This is a genomic window from Pseudomonas graminis (assembly GCF_001705435.1).
GTDB classification, from domain to species: Bacteria; Pseudomonadota; Gammaproteobacteria; order Pseudomonadales; family Pseudomonadaceae; genus Aquipseudomonas; species Aquipseudomonas graminis_B.
In genome coordinates this window covers 1-23,532 of record NZ_MDEN01000050.1, presented here as the reverse complement: position 1 = coordinate 23,532, position 23,532 = coordinate 1, and the positions used below count along the sequence as shown (strand labels likewise).

Annotated in this window: 20 protein-coding genes; 6 read left to right on the top strand and 14 right to left on the bottom strand. The window is 60.3% G+C overall.

Features of this window, described 5'->3' with window-relative positions; all coding sequences use genetic code 11:
- Positions 1-6: 6 nt before the first annotated feature.
- The 6 genes from BBI10_RS02495 to BBI10_RS02470 form a co-directional block, all read right to left on the bottom strand.
- Positions 7-1,812 (bottom strand): ABC transporter substrate-binding protein, encoded by a 1,806-nt coding sequence (locus tag BBI10_RS02495; protein WP_065986437.1) that lies wholly within the window; start codon positions 1,810-1,812, stop codon positions 7-9.
- Positions 1,813-1,909: 97 nt separating this feature from the next.
- Positions 1,910-2,182: a DUF2160 domain-containing protein gene (locus BBI10_RS02490; protein WP_065986436.1), complete on the bottom strand. Its 273-nt coding sequence runs from the start codon at positions 2,180-2,182 to the stop codon at positions 1,910-1,912.
- Between the two features lie 11 nt (positions 2,183-2,193).
- The gene (locus BBI10_RS02485; protein ID WP_065986548.1) at positions 2,194-2,994 is read right to left on the bottom strand and encodes a carbohydrate ABC transporter permease; all 801 of its coding nucleotides are present in this window, start codon (positions 2,992-2,994) and stop codon (positions 2,194-2,196) included.
- A 27-nt stretch (positions 2,995-3,021) separates the two neighbouring features.
- Entirely contained in the window at positions 3,022-3,888 is an 867-nt protein-coding gene (locus BBI10_RS02480) for a carbohydrate ABC transporter permease (protein WP_065986434.1), read from the bottom strand.
- Positions 3,881-5,011, bottom strand: coding sequence for an ABC transporter ATP-binding protein (locus BBI10_RS02475; RefSeq protein WP_065986432.1), 1,131 nt, complete (start codon positions 5,009-5,011; stop codon positions 3,881-3,883). The genes BBI10_RS02480 and BBI10_RS02475 overlap by 8 nt, the downstream gene beginning before the upstream one ends.
- Positions 5,011-6,105: an ABC transporter ATP-binding protein gene (locus BBI10_RS02470; RefSeq protein WP_065986430.1), complete on the bottom strand. Its 1,095-nt coding sequence runs from the start codon at positions 6,103-6,105 to the stop codon at positions 5,011-5,013. The genes BBI10_RS02475 and BBI10_RS02470 overlap by 1 nt, the downstream gene beginning before the upstream one ends.
- A gap of 355 nt (positions 6,106-6,460) precedes the next feature.
- Here BBI10_RS02470 and BBI10_RS02465 point away from each other — a divergent pair, with 355 nt between their 5' ends.
- The 3 genes from BBI10_RS02465 (at position 6,461) to BBI10_RS02455 (ending at position 9,145) form a co-directional block, all read left to right on the top strand.
- Complete coding sequence (locus tag BBI10_RS02465; RefSeq protein WP_065986428.1) at positions 6,461-8,338, top strand: sigma-54-dependent Fis family transcriptional regulator; 1,878 nt, start codon at positions 6,461-6,463, stop codon at positions 8,336-8,338.
- A 193-nt stretch (positions 8,339-8,531) separates the two neighbouring features.
- Positions 8,532-8,771 (top strand): type II toxin-antitoxin system Phd/YefM family antitoxin, encoded by a 240-nt coding sequence (locus tag BBI10_RS02460; RefSeq protein ID WP_065986546.1) that lies wholly within the window; start codon positions 8,532-8,534, stop codon positions 8,769-8,771.
- On the top strand, positions 8,768-9,145 hold the full coding sequence (locus tag BBI10_RS02455) for a type II toxin-antitoxin system VapC family toxin (protein WP_065986426.1): 378 nt from the start codon (positions 8,768-8,770) through the stop codon (positions 9,143-9,145). The genes BBI10_RS02460 and BBI10_RS02455 overlap by 4 nt, the downstream gene beginning before the upstream one ends.
- A 201-nt stretch (positions 9,146-9,346) precedes the next feature.
- On the opposite strand, the gene cysS is transcribed toward BBI10_RS02455, so the two are convergent.
- Positions 9,347-10,729, bottom strand: coding sequence for a cysteine--tRNA ligase (gene cysS, locus BBI10_RS02450; RefSeq protein ID WP_065986425.1), 1,383 nt, complete (start codon positions 10,727-10,729; stop codon positions 9,347-9,349).
- A gap of 10 nt (positions 10,730-10,739) precedes the next feature.
- Positions 10,740-12,437 (bottom strand): glutamine--tRNA ligase/YqeY domain fusion protein, encoded by a 1,698-nt coding sequence (locus BBI10_RS02445; protein WP_065986424.1) that lies wholly within the window; start codon positions 12,435-12,437, stop codon positions 10,740-10,742.
- Positions 12,438-12,710: 273 nt separating this feature from the next.
- Here BBI10_RS02445 and BBI10_RS02440 point away from each other — a divergent pair, with 273 nt between their 5' ends.
- Together BBI10_RS02440 and BBI10_RS02435 are read left to right on the top strand one after the other, a co-directional pair.
- Positions 12,711-13,214 (top strand): peptidylprolyl isomerase, encoded by a 504-nt coding sequence (locus BBI10_RS02440; protein ID WP_065986423.1) that lies wholly within the window; start codon positions 12,711-12,713, stop codon positions 13,212-13,214.
- Entirely contained in the window at positions 13,211-13,975 is a 765-nt protein-coding gene (locus tag BBI10_RS02435; protein ID WP_065986422.1) for a UDP-2,3-diacylglucosamine diphosphatase, read from the top strand. The genes BBI10_RS02440 and BBI10_RS02435 overlap by 4 nt, the downstream gene beginning before the upstream one ends.
- A gap of 183 nt (positions 13,976-14,158) precedes the next feature.
- On the opposite strand, the gene BBI10_RS02430 is transcribed toward BBI10_RS02435, so the two are convergent.
- The 6 genes from BBI10_RS02430 to BBI10_RS02405 form a co-directional block, all read right to left on the bottom strand.
- Positions 14,159-15,691, bottom strand: a complete 1,533-nt coding sequence (locus tag BBI10_RS02430) for a DHA2 family efflux MFS transporter permease subunit (RefSeq protein WP_065986421.1) — start codon at positions 15,689-15,691, stop codon at positions 14,159-14,161.
- A 69-nt stretch (positions 15,692-15,760) separates the two neighbouring features.
- Positions 15,761-17,038, bottom strand: a complete 1,278-nt coding sequence (locus tag BBI10_RS02425; RefSeq protein ID WP_065986420.1) for an HlyD family efflux transporter periplasmic adaptor subunit — start codon at positions 17,036-17,038, stop codon at positions 15,761-15,763.
- Positions 17,039-17,048: 10 nt separating this feature from the next.
- Positions 17,049-18,545 carry an efflux transporter outer membrane subunit gene (locus tag BBI10_RS02420; RefSeq protein WP_065986419.1) on the bottom strand — a complete coding sequence of 499 codons (1,497 nt, stop codon included), beginning with the start codon at positions 18,543-18,545 and terminating at the stop codon, positions 17,049-17,051.
- A complete protein-coding gene (locus BBI10_RS02415; RefSeq protein WP_065986418.1) occupies positions 18,542-19,015 on the bottom strand; it encodes a MarR family winged helix-turn-helix transcriptional regulator in 474 nt (157 codons plus the stop codon). The genes BBI10_RS02420 and BBI10_RS02415 overlap by 4 nt, the downstream gene beginning before the upstream one ends.
- A gap of 145 nt (positions 19,016-19,160) precedes the next feature.
- Complete coding sequence (locus tag BBI10_RS02410) at positions 19,161-19,769, bottom strand: tRNA-(ms[2]io[6]A)-hydroxylase (RefSeq protein WP_065986544.1); 609 nt, start codon at positions 19,767-19,769, stop codon at positions 19,161-19,163.
- Positions 19,770-19,888: 119 nt separating this feature from the next.
- Positions 19,889-20,362: a DUF1289 domain-containing protein gene (locus BBI10_RS02405; RefSeq protein ID WP_065986417.1), complete on the bottom strand. Its 474-nt coding sequence runs from the start codon at positions 20,360-20,362 to the stop codon at positions 19,889-19,891.
- Positions 20,363-20,789: 427 nt separating this feature from the next.
- Here BBI10_RS02405 and acnB point away from each other — a divergent pair, with 427 nt between their 5' ends.
- Positions 20,790-23,399, top strand: a complete 2,610-nt coding sequence (acnB, locus tag BBI10_RS02395) for a bifunctional aconitate hydratase 2/2-methylisocitrate dehydratase (protein ID WP_065986415.1) — start codon at positions 20,790-20,792, stop codon at positions 23,397-23,399.
- Positions 23,400-23,532: the final 133 nt, after the last annotated feature.

Below are 23,532 nucleotides of genomic sequence, written 5' to 3'. Positions count from 1 at the left end.
TGCAGCTTACTTCTTGGCCGCTTCCCAGCTCTTCAAGAGGTCGGAGTAAGCGATGGTTTCGCCCTTCGGCTTCTCGTTGGCCAGTTTGCGCTGCGGTGCGAGGAAGGCACCGTTGCTCTTCTCGGCTTTGGTGTACCACTCTTCCGCCGAGGTTTCCGGGTTCATCTTCGGCGCGCAACCGCTTGGTTCCTGAACCTTGGAGCGCTCGATGCGGGTCATGATTGCATCCTGATCCTTGGCCAGACCGTCGAGGGCCGCCTGCGCGGTTTTCTCGCCGGTAACGGCTTCAGCCACATGACTCCACCACAGCTGTGCCAGCTTCGGATAGTCCGGAACGTTGGTGCCGGTTGGCGACCATTGCACGCGGGCCGGGCTGCGATAGAACTCGACCAGACCACCGAGTTTCGGCGCCAGGGCGGTCATCTCTTTGGAGTTGATGTCCGATTCACGAATCGGCGTCAGGCCCACGATGGTTTTCTTCAGCGAGACGGATTTCGACGTCACGAACTGCGCGTAAAGCCAGGCGGCCAGGCGTTTCTTCTCCTCGGTGGACTTGAGGAAGGTCCAGGAGCCCACGTCTTGGTAACCCAGCTTCATGCCCTCTTTCCAGTAAGGACCTTTTGGCGATGGAGCCATGCGCCATTTCGGCGTGCCGTCGGCATTCATGACCGGCAGACCCGGCTTGGTCATGTCGGCGGTGAAAGCGGTGTACCAGAAGATCTGCTGAGCAACGTTACCCTGGGACGGCACCGGGCCGGACTCGGAGAACGTCATGCCTGCCGCTTCAGGCGGCGCATAGGCCTTGAGCCAGTCGATGTACTTCTGAGTGGCGTACACAGCGGCCGGGCCGTTGGTGTCGCCGCCGCGGGTAATGCTCGAACCGACCGGGTGGCAGTCCTCTACGCGGATACCCCACTCGTCGACCGGAAGACCGTTCGGCAAGCCTTTGTCGCCGCTGCCGGCCATGGAGAACCAGGCATCGGTGAAGCGCCAGCCCAGGGACGGGTCTTTCTTGCCGTAGTCCATGTGACCGTAGACTTTCTTGCCGTCGAGTTCCTTGACGTCTTCGCTGAAGAACTTGGCAATGTCTTCATAGGCCGACCAGTTCACCGGAACGCCCAGCTCGTAGCCGTATTTGGCCTTGAATTTCTCTTTCAGGTCAGGACGCTCGAACCAGTCGGCGCGGAACCAGTAAAGGTTGGCAAACTGCTGGTCAGGCAGCTGATAGAGCTTGGCCGGCGTAACGACTTTGCCGGACGCGTCTTTGACTTCTGGCGACGTGGTGAACGAGGTGCCGATGAAGTCCTTGAGGTCGAGGGTCGGAGAAGTGACTTTCGCCCCTTCCGGGCTGGCCATCAGGTCTGTCAGAGACATCGCCTTGCCGTAGCGGAAGTGCGTACCGATCAGGTCGGAGTCGTTCACCCAGCCGTCATAGATACTCTGGTTGGACTGCATGGCGGTCTGCAGTTTCTCGATCACGTCGCCTTCCTGCAGCAGGTCGTGGGTGACCTTGATGCCGGTGATTTCGGTGAACGCCTTGGCCAGGGTTTTGGATTCGTATTCATGGGTGGTCAAGGTTTCGGACACCACCTTGATGTCCATGCCGCGGAACGGCTCGGCGGCCTTGATGAACCACTCCAGTTCCTTGAGCTTCTCGGCATCGGAGAGCGTGCTCGGCTTGAACTCGCTGTCGGCCCATTTCTTCGCCGCATCCTCGTACTGATCGGCCCAAGCCGACACGCTCAAGCCACTGAGCATTACCATCGTCGCTACCGTCACACTATGTCGCAGCTTGTTTTTCTTATTGAACATAGACACCTCTTGTGTTGATTCTTATGTGATCCCGCGTTTCAACCTTCGTCATTCGTTCGCGGCACAAGCGCGTCTGCGCTTGCACCGTCAAAACCTTTCAACCCCAACGCATCACCACCAACAGCCAGACCAGGGACAACCCGGAGGCCACCCAGATATCCCAGCTCGTCGCGCCGATGACCAGCAGATGCAGGTAAGCGCTTCCGAGCAGGCCGATGAACAGACGATCGCCGCGCGTGGTGGCAATCGGCAGAAAACCGCGACGCTCAATACTCGCCGAACGCAGTTCCCAGGCCGTCATCGCCACCAGAATCGCGGCGATGGACGCAAAGAAAATAGCAGTTGGCAGGGTCCAGGACATCCACTCCATTTTTCGACTCCTCAGACACGACCAAGAGCAAAGCCCTTGACCACGTGATTACGAACGAACCAGATCACCAGCATGCCCGGCAGAATGGTCAACACCCCCGCCGCTGCCAGCACCCCCCAATCGATCCCCGACGCTGAAACGGTACGGGTCATGACCGCCGCGATCGGCTTGGCATTGACCGAGGTGAGCGTGCGCGCCAGCAACAATTCGACCCAGGAGAACATGAAGCAGAAGAACGCCGTGACACCGATGCCCGAGCCGATCAGCGGGATGAAAATCTTGCCGAAGAACTTGGGAAAGCTGTAGCCATCGATGTAAGCCGTTTCGTCAATCTCCTTGGGAACCCCGGACATGAACCCTTCCAGAATCCACACCGCCAGCGGCACGTTGAACAAACAATGCGCCAACGCTACCGCAATGTGCGTGTCGAACAGGCCGATGGACGAGTACAGCTGGAAGAATGGCAGCAGGAAAACCGCCGGTGGCGCCATCCGGTTGGTCAGGAGCCAGAAGAACAGGTGTTTGTCGCCGAGGAAACGATAGCGTGAAAACGCGTAGGCCGCAGGCAATGCGACGCTCAGCGATATCACCATATTCAGGCTGACGTAGTACAGCGAGTTGATGTAGCCGCTGTACCAGCTTTCGTCGGTGAAGATCACCTTGTAGTTCGCCAGCGTGAAGTCCTGTGGGAACAGGGTCAGACCGCCGAGGATTTCGGTGTTGGTCTTGAACGACATGTTGACCAGCCAGTAGATCGGCACCAGCAGAAACAGCAGGTAGATCCACAGCGGTATGAGCTTTTTGAACGACACTTTCTCGCGCTTGTTCATGGGCGCTCCTCAGTTCTTTTCGCTGTGGGTCATGGCGGTGTAGAACACCCACGACACCAACAGAATGATCAGGAAATACACCAGCGAGAATGCCGCCGCAGGGCCCAGGTCGAACTGGCCGAGGGCCATGGTCGTCAGGGTCTGGCTGAGGAAGGTCGTGGAGTTGCCCGGACCGCCACCGGTAAGCACGAACGGCTCGGTGTAGATCATGAAGCTGTCCATGAAGCGCAGCATCACGGCGATGAGCAGCACGCTTTTCATCTTCGGCAGCTGGATGTGTCGGAACACGGCCCAGTTGGACGCCCGATCGATTCGTGCCGCCTGGTAGTACACGTCCGGAATGGCGCGCAGCCCCGAATAGCACAGCAACGCCACCAGTGAGGTCCAGTGCCAGACGTCGATGACCAGCACGGTCACCCAGGCATCCGACGCATTGGCCGCGTAGTTGTAGCTGATGCCCAGCACGTCGTTGAGGACCCAGCCCAGCAAGCCGATGTCGCCACGGCCGAAGATCTGCCAGATGGTGCCGACCACGTTGAAGGGGATCAGCAGCGGGATGGTCATGACAATCAGGCACAGCGACGACCAGCGACCCTTGGTCGGCATGGTCAGGGCGATGCCGATGCCCAGTGGGATTTCGATCAGCAGCACACAGGCGGAGTAAATGAACTGGCGCAGCAGCGAGTCATGCAGACGCGGGTCCTGCAGCACTTGCCGGAACCAGTCGGCGCCGACGAAGTAGCGGCTGGACTGGTCGAAGATGTCCTGCACCGAATAGTTGACCACGGTCATCATCGGAATGATGGCGCTGAACGCCACCAGCAGGAACACCGGCAGCACCAGCCACCAGGCCTTGTTGTTTTGCACTTTAGTCATGGGACACCTCGCTGGCCGGCAGTGTGTTCGTGGCGGCCTCCAGCAGAAATTCATCGGCGTAGAGCATCAGCCATTGCGCCGGGAAACTGATCCAGGCCTGGCCCTGGGGCACCGGCTTGTCTTCCTGCAGGCGCACTTTCAGCGACTGGCCGGCCAGGTTGACGGTGATGATCTTGTAGGTCCCCAAGTCCTCGACGTAGGTCACCTCGGCCTGCATGGCGTCGTCGTTGGGGCTGTCCCAGACGTGTACGAACTCGGGGCGAATCCCGACTTTCAGCGTGCTCCACTGAGTCGATGCAAGGCGCTGCTGCAGGGCATCGGGCAACGGCAGGTGAATGCCGCCAAAGCCCACGCCGCCGGCTTCAGGCTTGACCTCGATGAGGTTCATGCCGGGGCTGCCGATGAAGTAGCCGACGAAGGTGTGGTGCGGCTTTTCAAACAGTTCACGCGGGGTGCCGAACTGCACGATCTGGCCGCCGTACATCACCGCGATCTTGTCGGCGAAGGTGGAGGCCTCCAACTGATCGTGGGTGACGTAAACCATGGTGATGTTGAACTGCTCGTGAATCTGCTTGAGCTTGCGGCGCAGTTTCCACTTCAGGTGCGGGTCGATCACGGTCAGCGGTTCGTCGAACAGAATCGCCGACACGTCATCGCGGACCAGTCCGCGGCCCATGGAGACTTTCTGTTTTTCGTCAGCGGTGAGGCCTTTGGCTTTCTTGCTCAACAACGGCTGCAGATCCAGCACGTCGGCGATTTCCTGCACCTTGATCTTCACTTTCGCTTCCGGCATGCCCTGATTGCGCAGCGGAAACGCGAGGTTGTCGTACACCGTCATGGTGTCGTAGACCACCGGAAACTGGAAAACCTGAGCGATGTTGCGCTCCTCCGGCGACATGTCGTTGACCACCGTGGTGTCGAACATGACCTTGCCTTCAGACGGGCTGAGCAGGCCGGAGATGATATTGAGCAGGGTCGATTTGCCGCAGCCGGACGGGCCGAGCAAGGCATACGCGCCGCCCTGCTCCCAGATGTGGGTCATTTCCCGGATGGCATAGTCTTCAGGGCCGGTCGGATTGGCGCTGTAGCTGTGCGCGAGTTTTTGCAAGCGGATCTCGGCCATCAGGCAACCCTCGCCATGCGCAGGCCCGGCGCCTGAATCAGGCCGCCCTGCTGATCGAATACGAACAGTTTGTGAGTCGGGATGTACACGCGAATCGGCGTGTCCACGTCGTACTCGTGGACGCCCGGCAGATGCAGCACCAGCGAGAAATGCTCGTTGCGCACGTGCAGGAAGGTTTCCGAACCGCTGATCTCGGCGAGTTCGACGGTGACCGCCAGCTCAAGATCGTCGTCGTTGGACGGCACCAGGCTCAGGTGGCTCGGCCGCACACCAAAGCGGTACTCGCCGTCACCGATGCTGCGCAGGTCAACGTTCAGCGGGAAGTGCACGAAATTGGCGAAGCTGACTTCGTTGCCTTCGATACGGCCGGGCATCAGGTTGATCGGCGGCTCGGAGAACAATTCGGCGGCCAGCACGGTTTTCGGCTGGTGATACACCTCGGGCGTGCGGCCGCTCTGGATCACGCGGCCTTCGTGCAGAATCGTGGTGGTCCCGCCCAGCGCCAGCGCTTCGTTCGGCTCGGTGGTGGCGTAAATGGCGATGGTGTTGCGCGTTTCGAACAGCTGGCGCATTTCCTGACGCAGCTCTTCGCGGAGCTTGTAGTCGAGGTTGACCAACGGCTCATCGAACAGAATCAGCTCGGCGTCTTTGACCAGCGCTCGCGCCATGGCCGTGCGCTGCTGCTGACCGCCGGACAATTCGAGGGGGTGACGGCTGAGGAATTTCTCGATGCGCAGCATCTTCGCGGTTTCGCGGACGCGTCGGTCGATTTCGTCTTTCGACATCTTGGCCTGGCGCAGCGGCGAGGCGATGTTGTCGTAGACGGTCATGCTCGGATAGTTGATGAACTGCTGATAAACCATCGAGACGTTGCGATGACGCACAGCGACCTGGGTGACATCTTTGCCATTCATCAGTATCCGGCCGCTGTCTGGCTTATCCAGACCGGCCATCAAGCGCATCAGGCTGGTTTTGCCTGATAAGGTGCGCCCCAGCAATACGTTGAATGAGCCGGGTTCAAAGCTCAGCGAAGCATCGTCGATCCAGATCTGACCGTCGACGGCGCGGCTGACGTGCTCAAGCGTGAGAGACATGGCGTGCCCTTTTTATTTGTTTTGTTCGGGGTGTTGCGTGTATGCCGTATGGCAGGTCGTGACATCCGTTGACCGATTGTGCTGACCGATTGTTGGATAGCGACAATCGTGCCAACCGGCCAGCGTAAGAGCTTTCCGGCCGAGATACGCGGACTAGAGCGGTTGCGACAATTTGCCGCACAGATTGGCATTCGTTGATGAACATAAATGAACAGGAAAGGCTGAACACCTGAACAAAATGAACATTGACTTTGAACAATACTGAACAACAATGGGTGGACGTTTTCGAGCAGGGATGCTCTGCCTAGCGGCATCTCGACAACAACAAATAAAAGTACTCGGACGGAGCCATTTCATGGCCACAGCAGGCGCATCCCCCAGCCACGACATGATCATTCAGGACTCCTGGGCCCGTTGCCGCGAGTTCGGCCTCGACCACCAGTCACGCCCGTCCTTCGGTCGCCTGCCCGATCAGCAGGTTTCGCAGCTGCTCGAGCGCCATCATTCCCTGGTGCAGACTACCCATCAGCAGGTGCTGCCCTTCTACGAGAACATCCTGAGCAATTCCAATTGCCTGATCCTGCTCGCCGATCAGCAGGGCCAGGTGCTCAATTCCTGGGGCAACAAGCGCTTCGTCGAGCCGGATCAACAGCCGGGTTTCGTCGCCGGCGCCAGCTGGCTGGAGCAAAGCGCCGGCACCAATGCCATCGGCACTGCGCTGGCCTGTGAACAGGCTGTTCACATTGAACACGATGAACACTTTCTCAAGGCCAACCGTTTCATGACCGGGTCGGCGGCGCCGATTTTCGATGCGTCGCGGCGGATGATCGCGGTGCTCGATGTGTCCAGCGACAGCTTCCTGCCGCCTTCCCACACCCTTGGGATGGTCAAGATGATGAGCCAGACCATCGAAAACCGGCTGATCCTCGACCAGTTCCAGCACAGCCATTTTCAACTGGTGTTCAACACCGGCCTGAACAACCTCGACAGCCAGTGGGCCGGCCTGCTGGTGTTCGATGAAAGCGGCCGTGTGCTCTGCGCCAACCGCCGCGCCGACACCCTGCTGGGCGTCAGCCTGCTCAACGCCAACATCGAAAACCTGTTCAAGGCACCCATCACCGATCTGCTTGACCAAATGGAAGGCCAGCCCTTCCCGCTCCAGGCGTCGGGCCACAACCGTTTCCATTGCGTGCTGAAGCGGCCGAAAGCACCGGTGCTCAAGCTCAGAACGGTGCCTGTGCAGGTGCAGGTGCAGGTGCAGGTGCAGGTGCCGATGCTGTCCCGCCCACTCGCGGTCGGTGTCATTGAGCCCGGCATGGGGGACGAGCGGGTCGAGAAAGCCGCGCGTCAGGGTCAGCGATTGCTGGAGAAGAACGTCCCGCTGTTGATTCTTGGCGAGACGGGTGTGGGCAAGGAAGTGTTCGTCAAGGCCCTGCACCGCGCCAGCTCCCGCGCCGATCAGCCCATGATTGCCGTGAACTGCGCGGCCATCCCGTCGGAGCTGGTCGAGGCCGAATTGTTTGGCTATGAAAAAGGCGCGTTCACCGGCGCTCACCATAAAGGCAGCATCGGGCTGATCCGCAAGGCGGACAAAGGCACGTTGTTTCTCGACGAGATCGGCGACATGCCGCTGCCGGTTCAGGCGCGTTTGCTGCGGGTGTTGCAGGAACGATGCGTGCAGCCAGTGGGCAGCAGCGAGTTGTATCCGGTGGACATCCGGGTGATTTCCGCCACTCACTGCTCATTGCGCGAACATGTGCAGAACGGACGGTTTCGTCAGGATTTGTACTACCGCATCAGCGGCCTGAACCTGGAGTTGCCGCCGTTGCGCGATCGCAGCGACAAGCCCGCGCTGGTCCGTGCCATCTGGGAACAGCACCGCGAACCGCAGCAGACAGCAGGCTTTGAGCCACAGGTGATGGAGTTGTTCGAACGGCACCCGTGGCCGGGCAACCTGCGGCAGTTGAGCAACGTGATTCAGGTGGCGTTGGCGCTGGCAGATGATCAACCCATTTCCACGGAGCATCTGCCGGAAGACTTTTTTGCCGACCTGGCGATGGGCTGCGAGCGCGTCGAACCCGAGACAGTGTTCAACCGCAAGGCAGCGCTGGACACGCCGGAAGAGCTGAGTGAGTTGTTGCAGGCGGCCGGCGGGAATATCTCGCAGTTGGCGAAACGCCTGGGGGTGAGCCGGAACACGCTGTACAAGCGGCTGAGGGAACAGGGGTTTTGAAGGCTTAGATGGTTCCCACGCTCCGCGTGGCAACCCGCCGATGACGCTCCGCGCCAAATTAGACGCGGAGCGTCAGACGAGGTATTCCCACGCGGGGGGGGCACCGCAATCAGCACAGAATTGTAACGGTGGCTTGGGCAAGAAGAATTATATGGCTATATTTGGCCAATATTTCCGAATGCGAGCATACGTCATGATTATCGTCCCTCTCGGTGAGGCCAAGGACAATCTGTCAAAACTGGTAGATGACGCTGCGGCGGGCCAGACTATCACGATCGCCAAACATGGTCGCGCAATGGCGCGCCTCGTCCCGATCGGGCGGCCCACCGGTAAACGCATCGGTGCTATGAAAGGTATTCTTCAACTACCGGACGACTTCGATGCGCCGCTTTCTGACTCTGTGCTGGATGATTTCGAAGGCAGTCGCCCATGAGGATACTGCTGGATACTCATATTCTTCTGTGGGCTCTGACTGACGACCCGAAGCTTTCTCCCAAAGCAAAAAAACTGATCGAAACCGCTACTGAGGTTTACATCAGCGCCGCCACGTTTTGGGAGATGTCGATAAAGATTGGCTTGGGGAAACTAACGGCTGATCTTGAGGAGATTCGCGAATACTGCCGAGACAGCGGCTTTATCGAGCTCCCTGTCAGCGTTGAACATGCAATCGCAGTCAAAGATCTGGAACACCATCATCGCGACCCATTCGATAGGCTAATCGTTGCTGCCGCCATCACTGAACCGATGAAGCTAATTACGTCAGACGCGATGGTTGCTAAGTACACGTCGCTCGCAGTGCTGGCTTGAGGCGCCCAAGCGCGAACGGCAGCAGGCCAGTAGAAATCAACAATTTGCCAAACGACCTTCGGGACGCTGATCGTTCCCACGCTCCGCGTGGTAACCCCGCCCAAGACGCTCCGCGTCAACGAAGACGCGGAGCGTCCGGCGAGGCATTCCCACGCGGAGCGTAGGAACGATCAAGGATAGGCGTTTACCGAGGGTTGCCGATCAATCCGCCAAACGCCAGGTGGTGCTGCCTTTGCTGTCTTCCAGCACCACGCCCATGGCGGTGAGCTGATCGCGGATGCGGTCGGACTCAGCCCAATTCTTGTCGGCGCGTGCCTGCAGGCGTGCGGCGATCAAGGCTTCGACTTCGGCAGCATCCACCCGCCCTTCGGCGCCGGCGCGCAGGAAGTCATCGGCTTCCAGCTGCAACACGCCCAACACGCTGGCCAGCTCCTTCAAACGTGCCGCCAAGCCTGCCGCTGCGTTGACATCGCTGTCGCGCAGGCGGTTGATCTCGCGAACCATCTCGAACAGCACGGCGCACGCTTCCGGGGTCCCGAAGTCGTCGTTCATGGCAGTCGAAAAACGCTCGACGTACGCCTCGCCCCCCGCAGGCTCGGCGACCGGCAGGCCTTTGAGCGCGTGGTAGAACCGCTCCAGCGCGCCTTTCGATTCTTTCAGGCTGTCTTCGGAATAGTTGATCGCGCTGCGGTAGTGGCTCGACACCAGCAGGTAACGCACCACTTCCGGGTGGTATTTATCCAGCACGTCGCGGATGGTGAAAAAGTTGTTCAAGGACTTGGACATTTTCTCGCCATTGATGCGGATCATGCCGCAGTGCAACCAGGCGTTTGCGTAGGTCTTGCCGGTCGCGGCTTCGCTCTGGGCAATCTCGTTTTCGTGGTGCGGGAATTCCAGATCGCTGCCGCCGCCATGGATGTCGAAGGTCTCACCCAGGCAGCAGGTGGACATCACCGAGCACTCGATGTGCCAGCCCGGACGTCCTGCACCCCACGGCGATTCCCAGCTAGGCTCGCCCGGCTTGACGCCTTTCCACAGCACGAAATCCAGCGGGTCGTCCTTGGCTTCGTCGACTTCGATGCGAGCGCCGATGCGCAGGTCTTCGATCTTCTTGCGCGACAGCTTGCCGTAGCCCAGGAATTTGCCAACGCGGTAGTACACGTCGCCATTGCCCGGTGCGTAGGCATAGCCCTTGTCGATCAGGCGCTGGATCATGTCGTGCATGCCGCCGATGTAATCGGTCGCGCGTGGTTCCATGTCCGGCTTGAGGATGTTCAGGCGCGCTTCGTCCTCGTGCATCGCGTCAATCATGCGCGCGGTCAGGGCATCGAACGCCTCGCCGTTTTCACGGGCGCGGTTGATGATCTTGTCGTCGATGTCGGTGATGTTGCGCACGTAGGTCAGGTCGTAGCCGCTGAAACGCAGCCAGCGGGTGACGACGTCGAACGCCACCATGCTGCGGCCGTGGCCCAGGTGGCAGTAGTCGTACACGGTCATCCCGCAGACGTACATGCGCACCTTGTTGCCATCCAGCGGCTTGAAGACTTCTTTGCTCTTGCTGAGCGTGTTGTAGATAGAAAGCACGTTGCCTACCTTAGCTCCACGAATCGCGGAGCGTCACAGTCCGGTTAAAGACCGGATGACCGGGTTTCGAGTCCTTCAGATCCGCGCTGAAATAGCCTTCGCGTTCGAACTGGAAACGGTCTTCCGGCTGAGCGTCAGCCAGCGACGGTTCAGCGCGACAACCGGTCAGGACCTGCAAGGAGCCTGGGTTGATGTTGTCCAGGAAGGTCTTGCCCTCTTCTGCTTTCTCAGGGTTTGCCGACAGGAACAGACGGTCGTACAGACGCACTTCGCACTCGATGCTTTCCGCTGCCGGCACCCAGTGCACAACGCCTTTGACCTTGCGGCCTTCAGGGTTCTTGCCCAGGGTTTCCGGGTCGTAGGAGCAGCGCAGCTCGACGATGTTGCCGTCGGCGTCCTTGATCGCTTCGTCGGCGCGAATCACGTAGCTGCCACGCAGGCGCACTTCGCCGTTCGGTTCCAGGCGCTTGTAGCCCTTCGGCGGCTCTTCCATGAAGTCGTCACGGTCGATGTAGATCTCGCGGGAGAATGGCAGCTTGCGCACGCCGAGTTCTTCCTTCTGCGGATGGCGCGGCAGTTCGAGGTGGTCGACCTGGCCTTCCGGGTAATTGGTGATCACGACTTTCAACGGACGCAGCACGCACATGGCGCGCGGAGCGTTGTGGTCCAGATCCTGACGGATGCTGAATTCCAGCATGCCGAAATCGACCACGCCGTCGGAGCGGTTGGTGCCGATCATTTCGCAGAAATTGCGGATCGACACCGGGGTGTAACCGCGGCGGCGGAAGCCTGACAGCGTCGACATGCGCGGATCGTCCCAGCCTTGCACGTGCTTTTCATCGACCAGTTGTTTGAGCTTGCGCTTGCTGGTGATGGTGTAGTTCAGGTTCAGGCGCGAGAACTCGTACTGACGCGGCTTGCACGGCACCGGCAGATTGTCGAGGAACCACTCGTAGAGCGGGCGATGGCTCTCGAATTCGAGGGTGCAGATCGAATGGGTGATGCCTTCGATGGCGTCAGACTGGCCGTGGGTGAAATCGTAGATCGGGTAGATGCACCACTTGTCACCGGTCTGATGGTGGTGCGCGTGACGAATGCGGTAGAGGATCGGATCGCGCAGGTTCATGTTCGGCGAAGCCATGTCGATCTTGGCACGCAGGACGCGGGCGCCGTCTTCGAACTCGCCGGCTTTCATGCGGCCGAACAGGTCAAGGTTTTCCTCGACGCTGCGATCGCGGAACGGGCTGTTCTTGCCCGGCTCGGTCAGGGTGCCGCGGTATTCGCGAGCTTGTTCGGGGGTCAGGTCATCGACGTAGGCCTTGCCCGTTTCGATGAGATGGACCGCCCAGGCGTACAGCTGGTCGAAGTACTGCGAGGCATAACGCACTTCGCCGGACCACTCGAAGCCCAGCCATTTGACGTCGCTTTCAATGGCGTCGATGTATTCCTGGTCTTCCTTCGCCGGGTTGGTGTCGTCAAAGCGCAGATGCGTAACGCCACCGAATTCCTGAGCCAGACCGAAGTTGACGCAGATCGACTTGGCATGACCGATGTGCAGGTAGCCGTTGGGCTCCGGCGGGAAGCGGGTCACGATCTGGGTGTGCTTGCCCGAGTCCAGGTCAGCCTGCACGATCGGGCGCAGGAAGTTGGTTGGAATTGCAGGGCCTGCCTTGGAATTCGCAGCGGCATCTTGAGTGGGCTTGCTCATAGGATCCTTGTACGGGTCGCGGCCAGGAAGGCCGGTTAAATCAAAGCGCCTATCATAGCCGAAGCTGTCAAGCCCCTGACAGCGCGCTGTGACAAAACTGCCGAGATGGGCCTGCGCTCAGCGAGAACCGCCGGCGCAATCGCAACTACCCGAGCAGCGGCTACCCTCTGTAAACTGCGCGCCTGGTGTGCATCAGCGGTACTGGCTTCGCATCGCGATGGCCGACTGCCGCGATCACTGCCTCTCACCACGACTTCAAAGAGCGAGCTGACCATGTCGAAAGTAAAGCTGACCACCAACCACGGTGAAATCGTTCTGCAACTGAACGCAGAAAAGGCGCCGCTGACCGTCGCCAACTTCATCGAATACGTCAAAGCCGGCCACTACGAAAACACCGTGTTTCACCGCGTGATCGGTAATTTCATGATCCAGGGCGGCGGCTTCGAACCGGGCATGAAAGAGAAGAAAGACAAGCGCCCGAGCATCCAGAACGAAGCCGACAACGGTCTGCCGAACAAGAAGTATTCGGTGTCCATGGCCCGCACCATGGAGCCCCATTCAGCCTCGGCGCAATTCTTCATCAACGTCGCCGACAACGACTTCCTCAACCACAGCGCCAAGACCGTACAGGGCTGGGGTTACGCCGTGTTCGCCGAGGTGGTCGAAGGCACTGAGGTGGTCGACAAGATCAAAGGCGTCGCCACCACGTCCAAGGCGGGTCATCAAGACGTGCCGGCTGACGACGTGATCATCGAGAAAGCCGAGATCGTTGAGTGATATTGCTGATCTCCGATTTGCACTTGGAAGAAGGACGCCCGGACATTACCCAGGCGTTTCTCGGCCTGCTGAACGGCCGCGCGCGCAACGCTGAGTCGCTGTACATCCTTGGGGATTTTTTCGAGGCCTGGATCGGCGATGACGCCATGTCGCCCTTTCAGCGCTCGATCTGCCAGGCGCTGCGCGCGTTAAGCGACAGCGGCACCCGGGTGTTCCTGATGCACGGCAACCGCGACTTCATGATCGGCAAGGCGTTCTGCAAAGCGGCGGGCTGCACGCTGCTCAAGGACCCAAGCGTCGTACATTTCAACGGAGAGCCGGTGCTGTTGATGCACGGCGACAGCCTGTGCACCCGGGACGAAGCCTACATGCGTATGCGCCGTTACCTGCGCCATCCGCTGACGCTGTGGGTGCTTCGTCATCTACCGTTGAGCACCCGGCACAAGCTGGCGCGCAAGCTGCGCAGCGAAAGCCGTGCGCAGACACGAATGAAGGCCAACGACATTGTCGATGTGACGCCGCACGAAGTGCCGCGGGTGATGACCGAGTCTGGCGTGAAGACGCTGATTCACGGCCACACCCACCGGCCTGCGGTTCACGACGTGCAACTGGGTGAGGCCACGGCGCAGCGCATTGTGCTGGGGGATTGGGACCGCGAGGGGTGGTTGCTGCAGATCGATGAATCGGGCTTTCATCTGGAGTCGTTTGCGTTTGAGCCAGAGCCGGGTTTGGCGAATGAGCAGGGCGACCTGCGGCCCTAAACGCAGCCTCGTTGCCGGGCACTAGACCTGTAGGAGCGTGGCTTGTCCCGCGATCTGGCGCGCAGCGGCAGTGAACCGGTAAAACGCGATGCACCTGATACACCGCATTCGCAGTTTTACGACCGGTTCCCGGCCGATCGCGGGACAAGCCACGCTCCTACAGTCTGCGCCCGATAGCTGTGATCAATGCCCTCCCCCGGGCGCAGCCTTCGCGGTAAACGGTGGCTTGGCCAGCCAGATGATCAGGATCAGCGACAGGAAGATCCAGCCCATCATGTAGAAATAGTCCACCGTCGACATCATGTAGGCCTGACTGGTGACCATCGAATCAAGCTGCGCGTAGGCCTGATTGCTCGCCCCGCCCAAGGTCTCCAGCGCATGCCGAGTTGTCGGCTCGTAAGCGTTCACGTTTTCGCTCAGATACGCATGATGCTGATTGGCGCGGCGGATCCAGATCCAGGTGGTCAATGACGCCGCGAAGCTGCCGCCAAGGTTACGCAGGAACGTCGCCAGCCCCGAGCCGTCGGCAATCTGCGACGGCGGCAGGTCCGACAGCAGAATGCTCAAGGTCGGCATGAAGAACAGCGCCACCCCTGCCCCCATGAACAACTGCACCAGAGCGATGTGGGTGAAATCCACCTGACTGGTGAAATCCGCACGCATGAAGCAGCTCAGGCCGATCGCCAGAAACGCCAGACCGGCCAACAGACGCAAGTCGAACTTATGCGCGTAGCGACCGACAAAGGGCGACATCAACACCGGCAGCACCCCGAGCGGTGCTACTGCCAGCCCGGCATAGGTGGCCGTATAGCCCATCTGCGTTTGCAGCCATTGCGGCAGAATCAGGTTGATACCGAAAAACCCCGCATAACCGCCCACCAGGCAGATCGTCCCAAAGCGAAAGTTGCGGAACGCAAACAGCCGAAGATTGACGACCGGATGGTCATCGGTCATTTCCCAGATCACGAACGCCACCAGGCCAATGGCTGAAATCACCGAGCCAATGATGATGAAGTTCGACTCGAACCAGTCCAGGTCATTGCCTTTGTCGAGCACGATCTGCAGCGCACCCACACCAATGATCAACGTGATCAAGCCCACATAATCCATGGGCTGGCGACTGGTGCTGACCGGACGTGTGGCCATTTGCTGACGCACCACGAACGCCGCGAACAGACCGATCGGCACGTTGATGAAGAAGATCCACGGCCAGCTATAACTGTCGGTGATCCAGCCGCCGAGAATCGGGCCGGCGATCGGCGCCACAACGGTGACCATCGCCAGCAGTGCCAGCGCCATCCCCCGTTTCGCCGGGGGATATACCGCGATCAGCAGGGTCTGGGTCATCGGGTACAACGGTCCGGCGACCATGCCCTGCACGACCCGAAAGCCCACCAGTTCGGGCATCGACGTGGATATGCCGCAAAGGAACGACGCCATCACGAAGAGCAGCGTGGCCCACAGAAACAGCTTCACTTCACCGAAGCGTCGACTGAGCCAGCCGGTCAGCGGCAGCGCGATGGCGTTACTGACCGCGAACGAGGTGATGACCCACGTGCCCTGCTCCGAACTCACGCCGAGGTTGCCGGAGATGGTCGGCAAGGCCACGTTGGCGATGGTCGTGTCGAGCACTTGCATGAAAGTCGCCAGCGACAGGCCGATGGTGGTCAGCAACAGGCTTGGCGGCGTAAAAGAAGCGGGAGCGTTAGTACTCATCGCGAATCCTTTGACACTCGAAGATCACCCCGGCCGGCTGAAGCGGGCCGGGGCAGATGGATTGGCGAATCAGCGCTGGGCCGTCTTGCCGCTGGTTGGCGCGCTGTTCTCGTGGATCACGCGGGCAATCATCGTGTCGGCATCGGCCAGTTGCTTGGCGTAGACATCGGTGGTGAACAGCGGCTGCTTCGGCGGTTGCTGCGCCAGCACCGGACCGCTCTGGTCATGCAGGTTCACGTCAACGGTGGTCGACAGACCGATGCGCAGCGGGTGCCTGGCCAGTTCATCGGCGTTGATGCGAACCCGCACCGGCACACGCTGGACGATCTTGATCCAGTTACCGGTGGCGTTTTGCGCAGGCAGCAAGGCAAACGCACTGCCGGTGCCGGCGCCGACGCTGTCCACGGTGCCGCTATACTTGACGTCGCCACCATACAGGTCGGCTTCGATGTCCACCGGCTGGCCGATGCGCATCTGGCCGAGCTGGGTTTCCTTGAAGTTGGCATCGATCCACAGCTGGTCGAGGGGAATCACGGCCATCAGCGCAGTACCCGGCTGAACCCGCTGGCCCAGTTGCACGGTGCGCTTGGCAACGTAACCGGTGACCGGGGCGATCAGCGTGCTGCGCGCGTTGCTCAGGTAGGCCTGACGCAGTTGCGCGGCAGCCGATTTGACGTCCGGGTGCGAAGAGACCTGGGTGTCATCCACCAGCGCGCTGCTGGTTGCCAGTTGCTGCTGGATGTTGGTCAACGCGTTCTGTGCGGTGGTCAGGTCATCCTTGGCGTGGGACAGCTCTTCCTGAGAAATTGCCCCGCCCGCCGCCAGACTGCGACGACGGTTGTAGTTGTCCTGGGCTCTCTGCACTTCGGCGCGCTGGGCCGCCAGTTGCGCTTTCATGCCGTCGACGTTGCTGTACAGACCGCGCACCTGACGCACTACTTTTGCCAGATTGGCTTCGGCACTTTGCAGCGCCACTTCGGCGTCATTCGGGTCGAACTGCACCAGCACCTGACCTTCGCGGACCAGATCGCCGTCGTCGGCGCCGATGCTCACCACGGTGCCGGTGACTTGCGGGGTGATCTCCACGACGTTGCCGTTGACGTAGGCATCGTCGGTGCTCTCGCTCCAGCGGCCGTACATTTCGTACCAGGCCCAGACACCCACCGCACCGAGCACCACGACCAGCAGTAGGCCAAGGAACAGCAGCTTGCGCTTGCGCGGGTTCTTGGCCGGTTTGGTCTGCTCGGCGCCTTTGTCGCCGCCTTTGTCAGCGCTGTTGTCGGGCGCCGATGCGTTGGCGTCCTTTTGTTCGTTTGCAGGGTTGTTGTCGGTAGTGGCAGTGGCCATGACGATTACCTTAATGAGTCAGCGAAGCAGTTGACGGGACGACCGGGGCGGCGTTTTCGCCGGGTTTGCTGTCTTCGAAGCCTCCCCCGAGGGCCTGCATCAACTGGATCGAAAGATCGATTCGTTCCGCGTTGAGATCAGCCTGTTGGCGTTGCGATTGCAGCAGTTGTTGCTCGACGCTCAGCACGTCCAGGTAATTGCCGATGCCGGATGAGTAGCGCTGAACGACGGTGTCGTAGGATTTCTGAATCACGTCGGTCGCCTGCTGGCGCGCCTCGATCTGGCGGCGGATGTCGCGCAACTGGCCAATGCCATCGCTGACATCCCCCAGCGCCCGGACCAGCGTCTTGTTGTACTGCGCCGCGGCGAGGTCGTAGTCGGCGTCCCGCGCATCAAGGTCGGCACGGCGACGGCCACCGTCGAAGATCGGCAGCGACACCGTCGGCGCGACGTTGAAAAAGCGACTGGCCGAGCCGAACATCGCGTCGCCCAACAGCGACTCAACTCCCGCCGACGCACTCAGGTTGAGGTTCGGGTAGAAGTTGGTCTTGCTGACGTCGATGTTTTTGCTCGCCGCTTCAACCCGCCACCGCGCCGCCACCAGATCGGGGCGACGGCCCAGCAACTCAGCGGGCACAACCGAAGGCAGGGCCACGACGGCAGGTTGCAGCACGGCCGGCCGGCTCAACTGTTCGCCGCGGTCCGGGCCTTTGCCCATCAGCACGGCCAGCTGGATTTTGGCGCTGCGCAGGCTCTTGTCCGCGTCCGCAAGCGATTCGCGGGAGTTGGCTTCAAGGCTCTGGGTCTGCTCGTACTGGTACTCGCTGTCGATGCCCGACTTGAAACGCCGCGCGCCCAGGTCCAGCAGTTGACTCGTGCGCTTGAGGTCTTCGGCCGCCAGGTCGCGGACGATGTAGGCCTGGCCCAGGTCGCTGTAGGCGCGGGCGACGTCGGCCGCCAGGGTCAGTTGCGCCGCTTGCTGATCGACTTCGCTGGCACGGGCCTGGCCCAGTGCCGCTTCCCAGGCAGCGCGCTGGCCGCCCCACAGATCGAAGTTGTAATTGAAGCCGGCGCTCAGGCTGCGCAAAGTGCTGTAGCGCCCGCCTGCCCCGGTCGGGTCCTGGTCGCGGGCCAGACGGGAACGGCTGACGCCGGCATCGGCATCGACGGTCGGCATGCGTTCGGCGTCGGCGGCATAGGCCTGGGCACTGGCCTGATGGGTACGGGCCGCGGCGATCTGCATGTCCGGGCTGTCGCGCAGCGCTTCAGTGATCAAGCTGTTGAGCTGTGGATCGCCCAGGCTGGTCCACCAGTCGCGCTTCGGCCAGGCCGCCGGTGACAGAGTGATGCCGTTGAGGCTCTGGGCGGTCTGCAGGCTGTTGGCATCGATGCCGACGGCTTCGGCTTTCAGGCCTTTGGAACTGGCGCAACCGGCCAGCATCAGTGCCACGACTATCACGCTCAAGGACGTGCGCAGGGTCGAGCCCCGCTGAATGTGAGTGCTCATCGTTCGGCGATCCGGGCAATCGTGATGGGGTCGCCCGAGGCAACCAGAATTTTCGTCAGAATTTTTTCCAGTGCCAGCAGCTCGCTGTCTTCCAGCACGCCGACCATCTCGTTCATCGCGTGGGCCCCGATTTCCGGGAGCAGATCGGAGAGCGCCTTGCCTTCATCGGTGAGCACCAGTTGCACCTGACGCCGATCGGATTCCGAGCGCGCGCGGGACAGCAGGTTTTTCTGCTCAAGACGATCGAGCATGCGGGTCATCGAACCGCTGTCGAGGTTCAACATGCGGCAGATGTCAGCCGGGGTCTCGGCGCAGAAACGCGCGATCATCACCAGCACTTTGAACTGCTGCGCGGTGACGCCGTGGGGCTCGAGATGTCGGTCGAGGATGCGGTTTTTCAGCTGCTCAGTCCGGCCCAGCAGCATGCCCAACAGACTGTCGTGAAAGTTTTCAGGAGTGAAATGTGCCATTGATAGCCACCCATTATCTGCTTAGGCAGTGAATGGGGCGGATCTTACTGCCTAGGCAGCAAACACACAATGAAACAAATTTTAAGGCGCGCGAATTCAGACGAACGTGGTTCGCCTGCTGAATGGGTAGGTTTCTACAGTGGGCTTAGAGCGCCGGCACACCGCTGTGGAAGCGGAAATCTTCGTCCGGGCTAAGGATCAGCTCGCGCTCGGCCAGGCGGATTTCTTCGATCTTGGCGTCGACGTCTGCTTCGTTGCCGTAGGTGTAGGCAAGCTTCAGGTAATCCTGAAAATGCCGGGCTTCGGACTTGAGCAGGCTGGCGTAGAACTTCGACAGGTCTTCGTCCAGATGCGGCACCAGTGCTGCGAAGCGTTCGCAGGAACGCGCTTCAACGATGGCGCCGACGACCAGCGCGTCGGTCAGGCGATAGGGGTTGTGGGTGCGAACGAGTTTGCGCAGCGACCCGGCATAGCGCGCCGAACTGATGTTGGCCATCGGGATGTTGCGCTTCTTGATGATGCCGATCACTTGCTCGAAGTGACGCAGCTCTTCGCGCGCCAGCCGGGACATCTTGGCCAGCAGGTCGAACTTGTCGTTGTACTGGAACATGAACTGAAACGCCGCACCGGCGGCCTTCTTTTCATTGTTGGCGTGATCGATCAGCAGGATATCCAGATTCTGCAAAGCGGCCTGAACCCAACTGTCGGGCGTGGGGCAAAGCAGGAAGGCGTCGATCTCTGGATAAATCTGCATGGGTTCACGGATGGCTGGCTGGGCAAGGCGCAGCATTATACGGAGCCTGACGGACAGAGCCAGCCTGCGCAGATGAAAAGCCCAGGATTTACTGCCAGCGGGTAAGGGTCACGCCACTGTCAGACCGCACCCATTGCATCCTTGAGGAAGCCGGGCGCGATGTAGCGCTCGTAATGCGCTTCGGACAGCAGGAAGAATTCCCGATCAATGGCATCGCGCAGTTCAGGCAGCGACCAGTCGCGAAACTCCGGCAGCAGCACCATGCCATAGGCGTCCAGCTGGTTGATCACCCGCGCGCCCCGGGCAATCAACTGGTACGCCCAGCAATATTCCGACTGATGCGGGACGAAACGGATTTTGCGTTGCTCCAGTTGCGCCCGCAACCTGGCCGGGTCGAACACCTCGACTTTCCCGGCCATCACTTGCACCAGCAGCTGTTCCAGGCGCAGCCAGACAGCGCGCTTCGCGTCTTCGTCGTAGCCGTTCCAGTGGATCACTTCGTGGTGGAAGCGCTTGCATCCGCGGCACACGAGGTCGCCGTAGACAGTGGAGCACAGGCCCACGCAGGGCGTTTTGATGATTTGATTGGGCATGACGGAACAACACGGCGGCGAACGAAACAAGCCGGCATGTTAGCCCTTTGTCTAACGAGGTACACCCTTCAACCTGTAGGGGCTAACTTACCTTCAGCGGTTTTTTACCGTAGAATCACCGGGCCTTTTAAGGCGCCAATGTCCGTTGGAAGCTGTTTTCAAAGCGTCACGAGCACAGTCAGGGCTTTTTACGATGAGTCGGCCAGCCACTTGTCGCACAAAGCCCGCCCCGCAGTCCGGTCCGACGCGAGTTCGCTTGCGTCCCCTCCTCGACCGATCATGCAGGCGTAAAACTTTGAAAACAGCTTCTGTTGGAGATCGTCAGCTTCCTGCCAAGAAACTTTAAAAAGTTCGAGAGCGCCGATGCGGACCTTCTCTGGATGAGCGTCCCGGACACCCATTTGGGACCACTGATGAGGGTAATACTGTGCTTGAAGCCTACCGTAAACACATCGAAGAGCGTGCCGCCCAGGGTATCGTGCCCCAGCCGCTTAACGCCGAACAAACTGCAGGCCTGGTCGAGCTGCTGAAAAACCCACCGGCTGGCGAAGAAGCTTTCCTGCTTGACCTGATCACCAATCGCGTTCCACCGGGCGTTGACGAAGCTGCCTACGTCAAAGCCGGTTTCCTCTCTGCCCTGGCCAAGGGCGAAGTTCAATCCCCTCTGCTGGACAAGAAGCGCGCCGTCGAACTGCTCGGCACCATGCAGGGCGGCTACAACATCGTGACCATGGTTGACCTGCTCGACGATGCCGAGCTGGCACCGGTCGCCGCACAGCAACTGAAGCACACACTGCTGATGTTCGACGCCTTCCACGACGTCGCTGAAAAAGCGAAGAACGGCAACGCACACGCCAAGGGCGTGATGCAGTCCTGGGCTGACGGCGAGTGGTTCCAGAAGCGTCCGACCCTGGCCGAGAAGATCAGCCTGCGCGTCTTCAAGGTCACCGGCGAAACCAACACCGACGATCTGTCGCCTGCACCTGATGCCTGGTCGCGTCCGGACATCCCGCTGCACGCCCTCGCCATGTTGAAAATGGCCCGTGAAGGGATCGTGCCTGACGTTCAAGGCTCCATCGGCCCGATGAAGCAGATCGAAGAAATGCGCGGTCAGGGCTTCCCTATCGCCTACGTTGGCGACGTGGTCGGCACCGGTTCTTCGCGAAAGTCGGCGACCAACTCGGTGCTGTGGTTCTTCGGCGACGACGTCCCGAACGTCCCGAACAAGCGCGCTGGCGGTTTCTGCTTCGGCACCAAGATTGCCCCGATCTTCTACAACACCATGGAAGATGCCGGCGCTCTGCCAATCGAATTCGATGTCTCGAACATCAACATGGGCGACGTGATCGACGTCTACCCGTACGCGGGCAAAGTCTGCAAGCATGACAGCGAAGAAGTCATCACCACCTTCGAACTGAAGACCCCGGTGCTGCTCGACGAAGTCCGTGCTGGCGGTCGTATCCCGCTGATCATCGGCCGTGGCCTGACCGACAAGGCGCGCGCCGAGCTGGGCCTGGGTCCGACCGACCTGTTCAAGCTGCCTGAAGCCCCTGTCGACACCGGCAAAGGTTTCACCCTGGCGCAGAAAATGGTGGGCAAGGCATGCGGTCTGCCGGAAGGCAAAGGTGTGCGTCCTGGCACCTACTGCGAACCGAAGATGACCACCGTCGGTTCTCAGGACACCACAGGTCCCATGACCCGTGATGAACTGAAAGACCTGGCGTGTCTGGGCTTCTCGACCGATCTGGTCATGCAGTCGTTCTGCCACACCGCGGCGTATCCGAAGCCGATCGACGTGACCACGCACCACACGCTGCCTGACTTCATCATGACCCGCGGCGGCGTTTCCCTGCGTCCGGGCGATGGCATCATCCACAGCTGGCTGAACCGCATGCTGCTGCCGGACACCGTCGGTACCGGCGGTGACTCGCACACCCGCTTCCCGATGGGCATCTCGTTCCCGGCCGGTTCGGGTCTGGTGGCGTTTGCCGCGGCCACCGGCGTCATGCCGCTGGACATGCCGGAGTCGATCCTGGTCCGCTTCAAGGGCGAGATGCAACCGGGCATCACCCTGCGTGACCTGGTGCATGCGATCCCTTACTTCGCGATCCAGAACGGTTTGCTGACCGTCGAGAAGAAAGGCAAGAAAAACGCATTCTCGGGCCGCATCCTGGAAATCGAAGGCCTGGACAACCTGAGCATCGAGCAGGCATTCGAGCTGTCCGATGCCTCGGCCGAGCGTTCTGCCGCAGGTTGCACGATCAAGCTGTCGAAAGAGTCGATCACCGAATACCTGAACTCGAACATCACGCTGCTGCGCTGGATGATCGAACAGGGTTACGGCGATCCGCGCACGCTGGAGCGTCGTGCTCAGGCGATGGAAGCCTGGGTGGCCAATCCGGAGCTCATGGTTGCGGACGCTGATGCCGAATACGAAGAAATCATCGAGATCGATCTGGCCGACATCAAAGAGCCTGTGCTCTGCGCGCCAAACGATCCGGACGACGCGCGTCTGCTGTCCAGCGTTGCTGGCGAGAAGATCGACGAAGTGTTCATCGGTTCGTGCATGACCAACATCGGCCACTTCCGCGCGGCGGGCAAGTTGCTGGACCAGGTCAAGGGTCAGCTTCCAACGCGTCTGTGGCTGTCGCCGCCGACCAAGATGGACGCTCATCAATTGACCGAGGAAGGCTACTACGGGATCTACGGCAAGGCTGGCGCGCGCATGGAAATGCCGGGCTGCTCGCTGTGCATGGGTAACCAGGCACGTGTAGAGCCGAATTCGACGGTGGTGTCGACGTCGACCCGTAACTTCCCGAACCGTCTGGGTGATGGGGCGAACGTGTATCTGGCGTCGGCTGAGTTGGCGTCTGTGGCGTCGATTCTGGGTCGTCTGCCGACGGTCGAGGAGTATATGGAGTACGCGGGCAAGATCGACAGCATGGCTGCCGATGTTTATCGCTACTTGAGCTTCGATCAGATCGCGGAGTTCCGTGAGGCTGCAGCGAACGCTAATATTCCGGTTGTTCAGGCTTAACAGCTGAGACCGTGTTGAGAAAACCCCGCTTCGGCGGGGTTTTTTGTTTTTAAGATCAAGGGCGTCTGCCTGGGGGCAGACTGTTTCGCCTTCGGCGAGTTACTTGGAAAAGCACCCCAAGTAACCAAGGGTG